Source organism: Stenotrophomonas sp. GD04024 (assembly GCF_029837545.1).
Taxonomy (GTDB): Bacteria; Pseudomonadota; Gammaproteobacteria; order Xanthomonadales; family Xanthomonadaceae; genus Stenotrophomonas; species Stenotrophomonas forensis.
In genome coordinates this window covers 64181-78862 of the sequence record NZ_JAOEDV010000017.1, presented here as the reverse complement: position 1 = coordinate 78862, position 14682 = coordinate 64181, and the positions used below count along the sequence as shown (strand labels likewise).

The following is a 14682-nucleotide window of genomic DNA, read 5'->3' as shown; positions in this document are numbered from 1 at the left end:
AACCGACCGTGTCTCCGCCCAGCTGCGCCGTGAACTCGGCACCCTGGTGCACAACGCCGTGCGCGAGCACGGGTTGCCCTCGGTGAGCGTGTCCGACGTGGAAATCACCCGCGACATGGCCCATGCCAAGGTGTTCGTCACCGCGCTGATGCCGGAACGCTCGGCTGAAGCCGTGGCCGGCCTGAAGGAGCTGGGCTACCGCCTGCGCATGGACCTGGCCCGTGCCATGAAGCTGCGCCACGTGCCGGAGCTGCACTTCCACTACGACGATTCGGTCGACCGTGGTGAGCACATCGACAACATCCTGCGCGACTTGCCCGATACGCTGGCCGCGGAGAAGCGTCGCGAGAGCGACGAAGAATAAGGCAGCGCCGGGCCCGTGCCCGGCGTCTTTCCGTTCCGGCAACGCGATGCCCGTGCGGGCCGCGCTGCGGCAGCCGGGCATGGCCCGGCTCTACAACTTCCTGTCATGACCCGAATTCAGTTCCGCCGCCTGGATGGCATCCTGCTGCTCGACAAGTCGACCGGCATGAGCTCCAACGCCGCCCTGCAGGTGGCCCGTCGCCTGTTCCGCGCCGAAAAGGGCGGTCACACCGGCAGCCTCGACCCGCTGGCCACCGGCCTGCTGCCGCTGTGCTTCGGCGAGGCGACCAAGATCGCCGGCCTGCTGCTGGGCTCGGCCAAGGCCTACGACGCCGAGATCGTGCTTGGACAGACCACCGATACCGACGATTCCGAAGGCCAGGTGCTGCTGCAGCGCCCGGTGCCGGCAGTCAGCGCGCAGGCCCTGCAGGCCGCCCTGGCGCCGCTGACCGGCAGCATCCTGCAGCGGGCGCCGATCTATTCGGCGCTGAAGCAGGGCGGTGAGCCGCTGTATGTGAAGGCCCGCCGTGGCGACGTCATCGAGGCGCCCGAGCGCGAGGTGCAGGTGCACGCCATCGAGGTGCTGGAGCAGCAGCCGGAACGGCTGCGCCTGCGCATCACCTGCGGCTCGGGTACCTACATCCGCAGCCTGGCCCGCGACCTCGGTGAACGCCTGGGCTGCGGTGCCCATATCAGCGCGCTGCGCCGGCTCTGGGTTGAGCCGTTCCGCGCGCCGGCGATGGTCACCCTGGACCAGCTGCGGGCGATGGTCGAGGCGGGTGACGAGGCCGCCATGGATGCGCTGCTGCTGCCCCTGGCCGCCGGCCTGGCCGAGTACCCGCGGGTCGACCTCGACGCCGACCAGGCCCACCGGTTCTGTGTCGGCCAGCGCCAGCGCGACCTGTCCTGGCCGCGCGGCCTGGTCGCCGTGTTCGGCCCGGACGATGCTGTCCAGGGGCTGGGCCAGGTCGATGACAGTGGCCTGCTGGCCCCCCAGCGCCGTTTCAACCTCTGACCGGGGCCCGCCGGTTCAGCCCCGGACCTTGTCCCGGAAGACCCCGGCCGTTACAATTTCGCGGCCGTTTTCCGGCAGCCTGCCTCGCGCAGGTTTCATCCTCGTAGTCCACGGCGAGCCTGGCGGTGCGCGAAGCGCGTTCCTGCCGGCCACGCATCACAGAGAAAAAAGAAAATGTCGATCGACACCCAGAAGGTCATTGAAGACAACAAGCGCAGCGCCGCCGACACCGGCTCCCCGGAAGTCCAGGTTGCACTGCTGACCGCCCGCATCGAACTGCTGACCGGCCACTTCAAGACCCACAAGAAGGACCACCACAGCCGCCGCGGCCTGCTGCAGATGGTCAACCGCCGTCGCAGCCTGCTCGACTACCTGAAGAAGAAGGACGTCGAGCGTTACAAGGCCCTGATCGAAAAGCTTGGCCTGCGTCGCTAAGCAACGAATCCCCCGCGGCGCAGCGATGCGCCGCGGTTTTGTTTTGTAGCACCGCAATCCCCGATTCAGGCCGGAACGATCCGGCCACCCGCAGGCGGCAAGGGTCGCCGACGGTCCAAATTCGCAGACAGCATCCCCAAGGACACCCTCCGTGGCAAAAATCACCAAAACCTTCCAGTACGGCAAGCACACCGTCACGCTTGAGACCGGCGAAGTCGCCCGCCAGGCCAGCGGTGCCGTCATCGTCAAGATGGACGACACCGTACTGCTGGTCACCGCCGTCGCCGCCAAGAGCGCGCGCGAAGGCCAGGACTTCTTCCCGCTGACCGTCGATTATCAGGAAAAGTTCTACGCCGGCGGCCGTATCCCGGGTGGTTTCTTCAAGCGCGAAGGCCGTGCGACCGAGAAGGAAACCCTGATCTCGCGTCTGATCGACCGTCCGATCCGCCCGCTGTTCCCGGAAGACTACAAGAACGAAGTGCAGATCATCGCCACGGTCATGTCGCTGAACCCGGACGTGGACGGTGACATCCCGGCCCTGATCGGTGCCTCGGCTGCGCTGGCCCTGGCCGGCACCCCGTTCATGGGTCCGATCGGCGCTGCCAAGGTCGGTTACAAGAACGGCGAGTACATCCTGAACCCGACCGTCAGCGAACTGGCTGACTCGCAGCTGGAACTGGTTGTCGCCGGTACCTCCAACGCCGTGCTGATGGTCGAATCCGAAGCCGCGCTGCTGTCCGAAGAAGTGATGCTGGGCGCCGTGACCTTCGGTCACCGCGAAATGCAGAAGGTCATCAACGCGATCAACGAGCTGACCGTCGAAGCCGGCACCAAGCCGTCGACCTGGGAAGCCCCGGCCAAGAACGACGCGCTGATCTCCGCCCTGAAGGAAGCCATCGGCCCGCGCCTGGGCGAAGCCTTCCAGGTGCGCGACAAGCTGCAGCGCCGTGACGCCATCTCGGCGATCAAGAAGGACGTGGTCGAAACCCTGGCTGGCCGAGTGGCCGCCGAGGGCTGGAACCCGGCCGAGCTGTCGAAGGAATTCGGCGAGCTGGAATACCGCACCATGCGTGACTCGGTGCTGGACACCAAGGTCCGCATCGACGGCCGTGCGCTGGACACCGTCCGCCCGATCGCCGTGAAGACCGGCGTGCTGCCGCGTACCCACGGTTCCTCGCTGTTCACCCGCGGCGAAACCCAGGCCATCGTGACCATCACCCTGGGCACCGCCCGTGACGGCCAGGTCATCGACGCCGTTGCCGGTGAGTACAAGGAGAACTTCCTGTTCCACTACAACTTCCCTCCGTTCTCGGTGGGTGAGTGCGGCCGCATGATGGGCCCGAAGCGCCGCGAAATCGGCCACGGTCGCCTGGCCAAGCGCGGCGTGCTGGCTGTCATGCCGTCGCTGGAAGCCTTCCCGTACACCATCCGCGTCGTCTCGGAAATCACCGAGTCGAACGGTTCCTCGTCGATGGCGTCGGTCTGCGGCTCGTCGCTGGCCCTGATGGACGCCGGCGTGCCGGTGAAGGCGCCGGTTGCCGGTATCGCCATGGGCCTGGTCAAGGAAGGCGAGCGTTTCGTCGTCCTGTCCGACATCCTGGGTGACGAAGATCACCTGGGCGACATGGACTTCAAGGTGGCCGGTACCGCTGAGGGCATCTCCGCCCTGCAGATGGACATCAAGATCGAAGGCATCACCGAAGAGATCATGAAGCAGGCCCTGCAGCAGGCCAAGGCTGGCCGTCTGCACATCCTGGGCGAAATGGCCCACGGCCTGACCGCCCCGCGTTCGGAGCTGTCCGACTACGCGCCGCGCCTGCTGACCATCAAGATCCACCCGGACAAGATCCGCGAAGTGATCGGCAAGGGTGGTTCGACCATCCAGGCCATCACCAAGGAAACCGGCACCCAGATCGACATCCAGGATGACGGCACCATCGTCATCGCTTCGGTCAACGCCATCGCTGCCCAGGCCGCCAAGGCCCGCATCGAGCAGATCACCTCGGACGTCGAGCCGGGCCGCATCTACGAAGGCAAGGTCGCCAAGATCATGGACTTCGGTGCGTTCGTCACCATCCTGCCGGGCAAGGACGGCCTGGTCCACGTCTCGCAGATCTCCAGCGACCGCGTCGAGAAGGTCGGCGACGTGCTGAAGGAAGGCGATGTGGTCAAGGTCAAGGTGCTGGAAGTCGACAAGCAGGGCCGTATCCGCCTGTCGATGAAGGCCGTGGAAGAAGGCGACGCCGTCAGCGCCGAGTAATCGACCTCCGGTCGATTACGGTGGGTGTCAACCTTGGTTGACACGCTTCTGGAATCGCTGAAATGAAAAAGCGGGCTTCGGCCCGCTTTTTCTTTGCCCGCGATCCGCGGCCGGCGTGCCGCTATGCTTCGCCCATGGACACCCTTCGCCTGCTCGATCTGGACATTGACCGCCCGGCACAGCGGGTCAGCCGCGCCGGCCAGGTCCTGCCGGTCAGCGGCCTGAGCTGGACGCTGCTGGACGTGATGCTGGCGCACGGCGCCGAGGTCGTCGATTTCGACACCCTGGCGGCGCAGGTCTGGGCGCCGGCAGTGGTCGGCGAAGATGCGGTCAGCCAACGGGTCAAGCTGCTGCGCCAGGCACTGGGCGATGACAGCCGCCGGCCGCGCTACATCCGTTCGGTACGCGGGCGCGGCTACCAGCTGTGCGCGCAGCCGTTGCCGGGTACCGCACAGCCTGCCCGGTCACGTTGGCGAGGCAGGGCAGGGTGGGGCCTGATGGCGGCCGTGGCGCTGGGCGTCGCCGCAACGCTGGTGTGGTGGCCGCGGCCGACTGCACCCGGTGCGGCGCAGGCGGCGCTGCAGCGCGCCGATTATTACGCCGGCATCGGCCAGGCCAGCAACAACGAGCGGGCGATCAGCCTGTACCGGCACGCGCTGCAGGTCGATCCGGAGTCCGCGCCGGCGCGGCGGGGACTGTCGCGTGCGTTGGCAGCGCAGGGCTGCCTGTTCAACGGCTCGCCGGCACAAGTGAAAGAGGCGCTGGCCCTGGCCAGCGAGGAGCGCAGGCGGGCGCCGCGCGATGCCGCCGCCCATGCCCTGTGGGGCTATGCGCAGGACTGCCTCGGCGACATGCCGCAGGCGATGGCCGGTTACGCGCGTGCGCTGGAACTGGATCCGGCCGACGAACGCAGCCGCGCGTCGCTGGCGTATCTGTGGCAGGAGCGCGGCCAGTTGGTGACGGCGCTGCGCGAGAACCTGTCATTGAAGGCGCCCGAGCGCGTGCGTTTCCGCGACGTGCAGGTGGCGCGCGAGCTGGAACTGCTGGGCTTCACCCAGGCTGCGGCGCAACGCCACGCGCACAACTTCCAGCTCTACCCGGACAACGTCTTCTCCAATATCGCCTGGCCACGCAGCCTGTATCTGGCCGGCGCGCCGCAACAGGCCAGGCAGGCGCTGGACGAGGCGCTGGCGCGGGGCACGCCACACCCGCAGCTGCTGCGGATGAAGGGAGAGCTCGCGCTGCTGGCCGGTGACCCGGTGATGGCGGCAGCGGCGTTTGAGCGCGGCCGCCAGCTGCGGCCCCAGCAATCACTGGGGCAGACGCTGGCGGGCCTGTACGGCGCGCAGCCGGCGCAGGACGCGTGGCTCGGGCAGCGTCTGCAGCAGCTCGACGCCAGCGCGGGCGACGGCTGGTCCGACACGGGCGTGGAGCGGGCATTGCTGCTGCAGGCTGCTGGACGTACAGATGCGGCCGTCGCCGCATTGCATCAGGCCGTCGATGATGGCTTCCGCGACGTGGCGTGGCTGCGCGCCACGCCGCTGCTGGTGCCCCTGCACGGCGCCCCGGGCTGGCCCGCGTTGCTGGAGCGCATCGATACCGACATCGCCCGTCAGCGCGCGCAGGTGTTGGCCGCCGCCTGGCGGCCGGAGGACCTGGCCGCCCTCAGCGTAGCGCCGGCAGCAGGAACTCGGTGAGGATGCGCCGCGACTGCGGATGGGCGAAGGAGCGGTTGAAGGCCTGGCTGGTGACCACGGCCACCACGCGCTGTTCGGGCAGCACGAACACATAGTTGCCGCCATTGCCGGACATCGCCCACACGGTGCGCGACGCACCCTGCACATCGAGCTTCAGGCCCCACCACTGGTAGCCATAATCGCTGCCATCGGGCGTCGTGGCCTGCGCCTGCACCATCGCCGCGATGTAGTCCGCGGGGACCAGCTGGCGACCCTGCCAGCGTCCACCGTCCAGCACCAGCTGGCCGAACCGGGCCAGGTCACGCGTGCGGTAGCGGGTGCCGCCGCCGCCCATGCCGATGCCCTCCGGCGAACGGTTCCACTGGCTGTGGGTGATGCCCAGCGGCTGCTCCAGAACGCGTGCGGCATAGTCGGCCAGCGGTTGGCCGCTGGCCTGTTCAAGCACGGCACCGAGCACGAACGGGTTGGCCGTGCAGTAGGCGAACGCGCGGCCATGCGGGCTGTCCTGCGGCCGCTGCATCCAGGGCGCAAAGCCCTTCACCGGCAGCGCCAGCGCGAAGTCCAGCCACCGCTCGGTGACGTACATGCGTTCTTCGTGGCCGGCCGAGAACGGGTTCTCGTCATCGCACTCCCACAGGCTGCTCATGGTCAGCAGGTCCTGCAGGGTAGTGGCGCGCAGGCGCGGGTCGACCGCGTGCTGCGCGGTGAACGCCGGGAAGTAGTCGTACACCCGGGCCTGCACGCCGGGTACGCGTCCCTCGCCGATGGCGGCGCCGACCAGCAGTGCCGACACGCCCTTGCTGGCCGAGCGCACGTCATGCAGCGTCTGTGCGTCGGCGCCGTTGAAGTAGCCCTCGTAGACCACCTGGCCATCGACCTGCAGCAGCACGCTGCGGATCTGCTTGAGTTCATCGCGGGCGATGGCCTGCTGCAGCGCCAGCAGGCGTGCCGGATCTGGCGGCGCGGCGCGAGCGGTGAGCGGCGGCGCGGCACACACGGCGCAGAGCAGGGTCAGGACGGGCAGGATCGAACGCATCGGCGGGCTCCATCGAAAGGGAGCCCGATTGAGCCAGCACCGCATCTGAAGTGCTGGAAAGCCGCCTGAAGAATTCTGAAGGCCTTGTGCGACAACGCTCTGCGCCTTGCCCCGGTAGGTGTCAACCTTGGTTGACACGCTGTTGAAGGCATCGCCGGAGTCGAACATGCTCGGCCTTACCGGGCATCTTCTTCCTCTTCTTCCTCCCCCAGCCACCAGACCTGTCCCGGCTCGGGCTCACTCAGCGGATGCTCGCGCTGTTCGATGGCTTCCAGCACGCGTCCCGGTGCCGCAGCGGTCCACGTTGCCAGCAGTTTTTCCACCGAGGCACGCCCTTGCGCGGCAATGCCGAGATCGCGCGCGCGCGTCCAGCCGTCCGCGCGCTCCGCTGCGTCATCGTGCTGGTGCGGCGTTCCGTAGCTGCAACGGCGGCACAGCCTGCGCACGGTCGCGGTCCAATCCTCGACCATGCCGATCCCGGGCAGCTGCATGGCTTCCAGGGCAGCGATGTCATCGGCGGAATCGCACTGCACGAACACAGTGAAGGTGGCCATGTCCGATGGCTGCAGGCGCTGCATCGCATTGAACACCGGCACACTCTGCTCCCGGTAGGTGCGGTGGCCGGTCGAGGCGCCGTCATGCAGCACGATGTCACCGAAGCGGAAGCCGCTTTCCGGCAGCGGCACATTGTCGATGCGGGCGCGTACCGGATCGATGCGGCGCATGTAGACCACCTCGGCGGTGGACCACGGCGCCAGGCGCAGGCAGGCCACGCCGAAATCGCCGTCGATCGGCCCCGCGTCGCCGGGCACGGTGATGCCGCAGCGGCTCCATTGGCGCCGGGCCTCGGTCCAGTCACCCAGTGCAGTGGCGGCGATACCGGCATTCCATGCGGTGGCTACATCGAGCTCGACATGCAGCTGTTCCGACTGCAGGTTGTCCCGCAGCGAGGCCGGCCACTCGCGCAGGTACTTGTGGGCGAGCCCGCGCATGTAATGCAGGTAGGGAACCTCCGGGGCATGCCCGGTCAATTCACCGAACAGGGCCACGGCCCGCGCGAGGTCGCCTTCGTGGAATGCGGCATAGGCACGGGCTTCCAGCGCCTGCAGTTCGTCGAGCGTGGCGTCATCCAGCCGTGCGCCGTCGTCGGTGTTGTCGTGGTCGCTGCTCATGTCCATGCAAGGTTGAAGATCCGCGGCTACCTTAGCGGATGCAGGGGAGGGATAGCGCGGCGTCGGCGGCTGTCCTGCTGCGGCGCACGATGGCAATGGCGTGACCGCTGGCGTGTCGTCCTGGGTGGGAGCACGCGTGTCCACTGGACGACATGCCGCGACATCCGTACCGCAGGCACATCGGTTTGCTAACGTGGCTGCGCCTTCGAACCGGGAGATCCCATGTTGCGCCAGACCGTGGCCGTCCTTGCCGTGCTGATTGCCGGCGCCCTGCCCATCGCTGCACACGCCGCTGCGGCACCGGAGGCGCCGATCTTCGGTGCCTACTATCCTGGCGGGTCGGCCGAGCGCTATCCGGTGTCGAGCATTCCGGCCGAACGCCTGACCCACCTGTTCTATGCGTTTTCCACCATTGAAGACGGCCGCTGCACGGTCGGTGCCGGAGCGCCGGCCAACTTCGCTGCGCTGGCCGAGCTGAAGAAGGCGCATCCGCACCTGCGCACGCTGATTTCCATCGGCGGCTGGGGCGCGGGCGGTTTCTCCGATGCGGCGCTGACTGAGGCCAGCCGCAAGCGCCTGGTCGATTCCTGCATGGCGCTGTTCTTCGATCGCCACGCCGGCAGCTTCGATGGCGTGGACATCGACTGGGAATTCCCGGTCAGTGGTGGGCCGAAGGAGCTGGCACATCGCCCGCAGGATCGCGCCAACCTGACCAGGCTTGCGCAGGCGTTCCGCGTCGCACTCGACGCCCGCGGGCGCAAGCAGGGGCAGCCGATGCTGCTGACCGCCGCATTGGCCGCCGGTCGCCTGCAGACCGATGGCCCCTACGATCCGGCGGCCAGCTACGACCTGCCGGCGCTGGCCAGGGTGTTCGATTTCATCAACCTGATGAGCTACGACATGGGCACCGGCTTCTCGGCGGTGTCGACCTTCAACGCCCCGCTGCATGAAGTGCCGGCCGATCCGCTGGCACCGGAACTGCGGCGCTGGAACAACGTGGCCGGCGCGGTGCAGTACTACCGCGACCACGGTGTGCCGGCCGACAAGCTGGTGCTGGGCGTGCCGTTCTATGGCCGTGGCTTCAAGGTCACCGGTGACGCCGCCGATGGGCTGTACCAGGCCTACAGCGCACCGGCCGACGCGGGCGACTGGCGGGTGATCAAGGCGCGCTATCTCGACCAGCCCGGCTGGACGAAGCATTGGCAGCCGCAGGCGCAGAGCCCGTGGCTGTACAACCCGCAGCAGAAGATCTTCATCAGCTACGAAGACCCGCGCTCGATCGGGCTGCGCGCGCAGTTCGCCCGCGAGCAGGGCCTGGCCGGGGTGTTCATGTGGGAGCTGACCGGCGATGACGAACAGGCCAGCCTGCTCAACGCCATGCTTGGCCCGTGGCAGAAGGCCCGCATCGGCGACTGAGCCGCGCGTGGATGCCGGGCGATGCCCGGCGCGATCGGCAACGCCATCGGCCCCAGGCCGCACAGCCAGGCAACGCCCGCAGCGTTAAGCTGCGGGCATGATCCTCATCGACCGCCTCGACCATCTGGTCCTCACCGTTGCCGGCATCGAGCGCAGCTGTGACTTCTATCAGCGCGTGCTTGGCATGCAGGTCGTGCGTTTCGGCGCCGGCCGCACTGCGCTGCAGTTCGGCCAGCAGAAGATCAACCTGCACCCGGCCAGTGCGCCGCTGCAGCCGCACGCCGCGCAGCCCACGCCGGGCAGTGCCGATCTGTGCCTGGTCACGGGCACGGCGACTGCCGACGTGCTGGCCCATCTGCGCGCGCAGGCTGTCGTGGTGGAAGAGGGGCCGGTGCCGCGCACAGGTGCATTGGGGCCGATCGAGTCGGTGTACTTCCGCGACCCTGACGGCAATCTGATCGAAGTCAGCCGTTACCCCAGCGGCGCGTGATCCGGATGCCGTAGAGTCGAGCTTGCTCGACTGCGTGGGGCGAGAAGGCAACGGCAGTCGAGCAAGCTCGACTCTACCGAGGCCGTTTTCCGGGATGCCGTGGCGTCGAGCTTGCTCGACTACGCGAGGCGAGAAGGCAACAGCAGTCGAGCAAGCTCGACTCTACGGAGTGCCGGGCGGGCGCCTCAATTGGCCCAGACGCTGTTGGGATCGCCGTTGCGCGCGCGACGCTGGCTGGCCAGTGCCAGCCGGGCAAAGCCGAATGCCATGGCCAGTGCGATCGCATCGACCCAGAACAGCGGCCAGTGCCCATGCGCGGCCGCGCGCCACAACCAGTCACCGCTGAGGGCGCCGTGCAGCACCGGCACCAGCGCGGTGCTGATCGCGGCGGCCCAGAGCAGCTCGCGTGCCGCCTGGGCCGGACGGCGCAGTGCCGCCCACAGTGCACAGGCGGCCCAGCTGCCGAAACAGGCCCAGCGGATGCCGTGATCAACGGCGGACGGTGCCACCCGTTCCAGCACCAGGGCGCTGGCGAACGCGACCGAGATCGCCACGCACAGGCCGATGCACACGCCCACCGTGGCCCGCGCCATGTTCACCCCGGAGCGCGGCTGCTGTGGTTGCCGGCGCTTGCGCCGCGATTCGATCCACAGCAGGTTGCCCGAATAGAACAGGAAGGCACCGCCCAGGCCCAGCAGGAAGTACAGCCAGACCACCACGCCATTGCCGAACTCACCGAAATGCAGCGCGTAGGCGGCGCTGAGCGTGGCGTGGTTGGCATCGCGGTGGCCGGGCAGCTGGCTGGCCAGCAGGCGGCCACTGGCGACGTCCAGCGCGACCGAGCCGAGCGGGCCGAGGGTGCCGCTGGATTCACCGGTGATCTCGATGGTGGCATTGGCATCACCGCCGTTGGCCAGTTTCAGGTAGGCCGGTTCGAAATCGGTCACGCCCTGCGCGCGTGCCACTTCCAGCGCGCGCGCATGCAGTTCGCGCAGGCTGCCCGGAGCGGCCGGCACGCCGCTGGCGGCGCGCACGGGCGCGGTGTCCATCGCCGTCGGCACCGCCTGCAGGGCCTTGCCTTCGAAGATGAGCGGGTTGAGCAGGGCGATCTGGATGAACACCAGGCAGAGCAGGGCACCGGTCACCGCGAACATGAGGTGGAACGGCAGGCTGAGCACACCGATCACGTTGTGTGCGTCCTGCCACAGCTGCTTGAGGTTGCGGCCCGGGCGCAGCGCGAACAGGTCGCCGAGCAGTTTCGGCAGATGGATCACCAGGCCACTGAGCAGGGCCATGCCATACAGCAGGCTGACGATGCCCATCACGTAGATGCCGGCTACCGGCAGGCCCAGGCTGTAGTGCAGCTCGTTGACCAGTTCGGCCAGGCCCGACTGCGGCGGCGTCGGGCTGCCGGCGGTCTGCCCGGGCCAGGCATAGCGCCACCCCCCGTCGTCGGCCTGCCAGTAGGCCAGCGGCTGCGGATGCTCGGCACCGGGGAAGGTCATGCCGACATGCCGGCGTGCTTCCGCATGTGCGGCCAGTACGTCCTCCAGCAGGTACTGCGCGTCATCCAGGCTGGCGGGCAACGCAGTGGCCGCGCCCGGCGTCTGCCACAGCGGCAGGTCGTGGTGGAACAGGGTCAGCGCACCGGCATAGAAGGCCACGAACAGCCCGAAGCCGGCCACCAGGCCGACCCAGGTGTGCAGGGTGGTGAACGTGCGCAGGGTCTGCGAGCTGAACTTCATGCGATTGATCTCATTGCACGGCGCCGGCCATGCGCAGCAGCCCGAGCACAGCGAAACCAGCCGCCGCGCTGCCGGCCAGGGCCAGCCAGGCATATCCCGCGCGGCGGAAACTGAAGGCCCACAAAGCCGCCAGCATCCACAGCGGCACGAAGGCGATCAGCGCAGGCACCAGGGCGTTCTGCCACGGGCCCGGTGGCAGCCAGGTGACCAGTCCGGTGGCGGCGGCCGCCAGGAAGAAGCCGGCGAAGATACCGGCAAACGCGCGCGCCCACATCACGGTGTCTCCGCGCCGGGGCGATGCCACGCGGCCAATGCCGGCAGCAGCATCGCCGACAGCATCCAGGTGCACAGCATTGCGACCAGGCCAGCGGCGAAGCCCAGCTCGGCCATCCACAGCCACAGCGATGCGGCGGCGGCGACCAGGCCGATCTGGTGGCCGAGGCGTCCAGCGCGGCGCAGGCGTGGCCAGCGGCAGTGCGGCGAGGCGGCATAGAACGCCAGCGCCGAGAACATCGCCGCCAGCATGCCCAGGCTGCAGAATCCCAGCGTCGACAGGCCTACCGTGATCATCGCGGGCTCACCATTGGTAGCGCAGGCTGGCGGTGACGGTACGCGGGTAGCCGTAGTAGCACCAGGTCGCGCTGTTGCAGGCCGACACGTACTTCCTGTCGGCGGCGTTGGCGGCATTGACCAGCAGGCGCCACGGGCCGCGGTCGTAATGCACGCTGGCATCGATGAGGGTGAACGACGGCGTGTACCAGTCGTTGTAGATGTCGCCGTAGATGCCGCCGTTGTAGCGCACGCCCGCACCGAAGCCGAACCCGCTCAGCGCGCCGGCGGTGAAGGTGTAGTCGGCGCCCAGCGACGCGCTTTCCTTCGGCACCAGCGCCACCCGCTTGCCTACCGAAGCGGCATCGGTGCTGCGCCGGACCTTGGCGTCGAGGCGGGTGTAGCTGCCGTACACGCTCAGGCCCTGGCCGATGTTCCAGCGCCCTTCCAGCTCGGCACCGCGCACGCGGGTCTGGCCCTGCTGGATCGAGAACAGGGTGTGCTGCGGGTCGACGGTGAGCGTGTTGTCCTGCTCGATCTGGTACGCCGCCGCGGTCAGCAGCAGGCGGCCACCCTCGGGCTGGTACTTCACGCCGGCCTCGAACTGCTCGCCGGTGGTCGGCACGAACGCGCGCCCCGCATAGTCGGTACCGATGGTGGTCTGGAACGACTGCGACCAGCTCACGTAGGGGCTCACGCCATTGTCGAACAGGTAGTTCACGCCCACCCGGCCGGAGAACCTGTCATCGCTCTGGTGGGCGCGGCTGGCGGTGCCGATGCGCTGCTCGGTATCGGTACCGACCCAGTCCTGGCGGCCGGCCAGCGTGACCAGCCAGCGGTCGATGCGGATCTGGTCCTGCAGGTACAGGCCCAGCGTGCTCTGCGTCTGCACCTGGCGCGAGGTGTAGTCGGGTACCTGCACCGGCGCGCCATACACGGGGTTGTAGGCATCGATGCCGGGCGCGCCGAACAGGAATGCCGAGGCGTAATCGTTGCGCGCGCGACGGTAGTCCAGCCCCGCCAGCACCGTGTGCTCGGCACGGCCGGTGCGGAAGCGGAAAGTCAGGTTGTTGTCGATGGCCACGCTTTCGGACTTGTCCAGGCGCGGGTAGTAGTAGCGCACCAGCTCGGTGCTGTCCGGCGACACCAGGCCGAACAGGCCCAGGCTGCCGCGGCTGGCGTCCACTTCGGCCCAGCTGTAGCGCACGTTCTGGTTGAACACGGTGCCATCGCCGAAGTCATGGCGGAATTCATAGCCGAGCGCGGCGCTTTCCTTGGTGTAGTCGTTCACGCCCGGCTCGCCGCTGAAGAAGTGGCGGGAGATGTAGCGGCCGTTGGCGCCGGGCACCACCGTGCCCTGGTAAGGCAGGAAGCCGCCGGTTTCGACCGTGTCGTTCTTCTGGTAGCGCGCCAGCACGGTCAGCGCGTTGGCATCGTCCGGCGTCCAGGTCAGCGAGGGGGCCAGGTAGTAGCGATCGTCATGGACGTGGTCGATCACGTTGTCGCTGTTGCGGGCCAGGCCGACCAGCCGGTAGAGCACGCTGCCGCTGTCATTGAGCGCACCGCCGATGTCGAAGGCGGCCTGCTTCAGGCCGTAGTTGCCGACCTGCAGCTCCACTTCCTGCAACGGGTTGGCGTGCGGCCGCTTGCTGACGAAGTTGATCAGGCCGCCCGGCGGCATCGCACCGTAGTTGACCGAGGCCGGGCCCTTCAGCACATCGATGCGCTCCAGGCCATAGGGCTCCAGGCGCGATTCGCCGGTCCAGGTGCCTTCCACCGTGGCCAGGCCATCAAGGTAGCGGGCGGGTTTGAAACCACGGACCAGCAGCCAGTCGCTGCGCGTGTCTTCGCCGTACTGGCCGCCCTGGGCGCCGGCGGTGTACCACACCGCCTCTTCAACGCCATGGATGCCACGGTCGCGCATCTGCCGGTCGGTGATGACCGAGATCGACTGCGGGATCTCGCGCAGCGGGGTATCGGTCTTGGTCGCGCTGCCGCTCTCGGTGGCGATCGGGGCGGTCACCTGCACGGTGTCGAGCGTACGCGCCTCGTCGGCCGCGGCCAGGCCCGGAAGCATGCCGCAGACGGCAAGGGCGAGGGCGGAGAGTGGGGCACGGAGCAGGCCGGCACGGGCCGGCAGCGACAGCGTATACATGGGTGGTTCCAGGGCCAGGAAGGGGCGCGCCACACGCGAGTGAGAAACGCCTGCGTATGGTAATCATTGATATTTGGCCCCGCCAGCGACGGCCATTCAGCCGCGATTGCCGGCGGCAGGCCCCGGCCGGCTTGGGCTTTCCTCCCTGCTGGTTTAAGATCGTCGCAGACCCCTGACTGGAACAAGGTGGCCCGCGCCCAGCGCCGGCCGAGCGTGCGACATGAGCACTACCACCGCCCACGGTTGACCTGCCCCCGAAGGCCCTGCGTTCCAGGCGCCCTCGCGGCGCTTTTTTATTGCCCGGGCCATCGCCCGGGAACGCTTTCCAGCCCGCCCGGCGGGCCCCGCA

The 14682-nt window shown here is 68.3% G+C and carries 13 protein-coding genes; 7 read left to right on the top strand and 6 right to left on the bottom strand.

Annotation, left to right across the window (positions count from 1 at the left end; all coding sequences use genetic code 11):
• The 5 genes from rbfA to N7590_RS08270 form a co-directional block, all read left to right on the top strand.
• On the top strand, positions 1 to 364 hold a 364-nt coding region (gene rbfA / locus N7590_RS08290; RefSeq protein ID WP_279935310.1), incomplete at its 5' end, for a 30S ribosome-binding factor RbfA.
• 105 nt (positions 365 to 469) lie between these two features.
• Positions 470 to 1378: a tRNA pseudouridine(55) synthase TruB gene (gene truB, locus N7590_RS08285; protein ID WP_164241758.1), complete on the top strand. Its 909-nt coding sequence runs from the start codon at positions 470 to 472 to the stop codon at positions 1376 to 1378.
• A 174-nt stretch (positions 1379 to 1552) separates the two neighbouring features.
• The gene (gene rpsO, locus N7590_RS08280; protein WP_005417886.1) at positions 1553 to 1813 is read left to right on the top strand and encodes a 30S ribosomal protein S15; all 261 of its coding nucleotides are present in this window, start codon (positions 1553 to 1555) and stop codon (positions 1811 to 1813) included.
• Between the two features lie 151 nt (positions 1814 to 1964).
• Positions 1965 to 4073, top strand: coding sequence for a polyribonucleotide nucleotidyltransferase (gene pnp / locus N7590_RS08275; RefSeq protein ID WP_006458359.1), 2109 nt, complete (start codon positions 1965 to 1967; stop codon positions 4071 to 4073).
• A gap of 134 nt (positions 4074 to 4207) precedes the next feature.
• Positions 4208 to 5770 (top strand): winged helix-turn-helix transcriptional regulator, encoded by a 1563-nt coding sequence (locus N7590_RS08270; RefSeq protein WP_164241757.1) that lies wholly within the window; start codon positions 4208 to 4210, stop codon positions 5768 to 5770.
• Here the strand turns inward: N7590_RS08270 and N7590_RS08265 are convergent.
• Both N7590_RS08265 and N7590_RS08260 read right to left on the bottom strand, forming a co-directional pair.
• Complete coding sequence (locus N7590_RS08265; protein ID WP_164241756.1) at positions 5739 to 6806, bottom strand: serine hydrolase; 1068 nt, start codon at positions 6804 to 6806, stop codon at positions 5739 to 5741. The two genes, N7590_RS08270 and N7590_RS08265, sit on opposite strands and share 32 nt — an antisense overlap.
• Positions 6807 to 6982: 176 nt before the next feature.
• Positions 6983 to 7984: a hypothetical protein gene (locus N7590_RS08260; RefSeq protein ID WP_164241755.1), complete on the bottom strand. Its 1002-nt coding sequence runs from the start codon at positions 7982 to 7984 to the stop codon at positions 6983 to 6985.
• Between the two features lie 216 nt (positions 7985 to 8200).
• On the opposite strand from N7590_RS08260, the gene N7590_RS08255 reads away from it, so the two are divergent.
• Together N7590_RS08255 and N7590_RS08250 are read left to right on the top strand one after the other, a co-directional pair.
• A complete protein-coding gene (locus N7590_RS08255) occupies positions 8201 to 9394 on the top strand; it encodes a glycoside hydrolase family 18 protein (RefSeq protein ID WP_164241754.1) in 1194 nt (397 codons plus the stop codon).
• A 97-nt stretch (positions 9395 to 9491) separates the two neighbouring features.
• The gene (locus N7590_RS08250; protein ID WP_053511686.1) at positions 9492 to 9884 is read left to right on the top strand and encodes a VOC family protein; all 393 of its coding nucleotides are present in this window, start codon (positions 9492 to 9494) and stop codon (positions 9882 to 9884) included.
• A gap of 185 nt (positions 9885 to 10069) precedes the next feature.
• On the opposite strand, the gene N7590_RS08245 is transcribed toward N7590_RS08250, so the two are convergent.
• Genes N7590_RS08245 through N7590_RS08230 form a run of 4 tightly spaced genes read right to left on the bottom strand, consistent with a single transcriptional unit; the run spans position 10070 to position 14333 of the window.
• Positions 10070 to 11629, bottom strand: a complete 1560-nt coding sequence (locus N7590_RS08245) for a PepSY-associated TM helix domain-containing protein (RefSeq protein ID WP_053510958.1) — start codon at positions 11627 to 11629, stop codon at positions 10070 to 10072.
• Between the two features lie 10 nt (positions 11630 to 11639).
• A complete protein-coding gene (locus N7590_RS08240; RefSeq protein WP_008266569.1) occupies positions 11640 to 11903 on the bottom strand; it encodes a hypothetical protein in 264 nt (87 codons plus the stop codon).
• Positions 11903 to 12199, bottom strand: a complete 297-nt coding sequence (locus tag N7590_RS08235; protein WP_040007368.1) for a hypothetical protein — start codon at positions 12197 to 12199, stop codon at positions 11903 to 11905. The genes N7590_RS08240 and N7590_RS08235 overlap by 1 nt, the downstream gene beginning before the upstream one ends.
• Positions 12200 to 12206: 7 nt before the next feature.
• Complete coding sequence (locus tag N7590_RS08230) at positions 12207 to 14333, bottom strand: TonB-dependent siderophore receptor (protein WP_053510956.1); 2127 nt, start codon at positions 14331 to 14333, stop codon at positions 12207 to 12209.
• Positions 14334 to 14682: the final 349 nt, after the last annotated feature.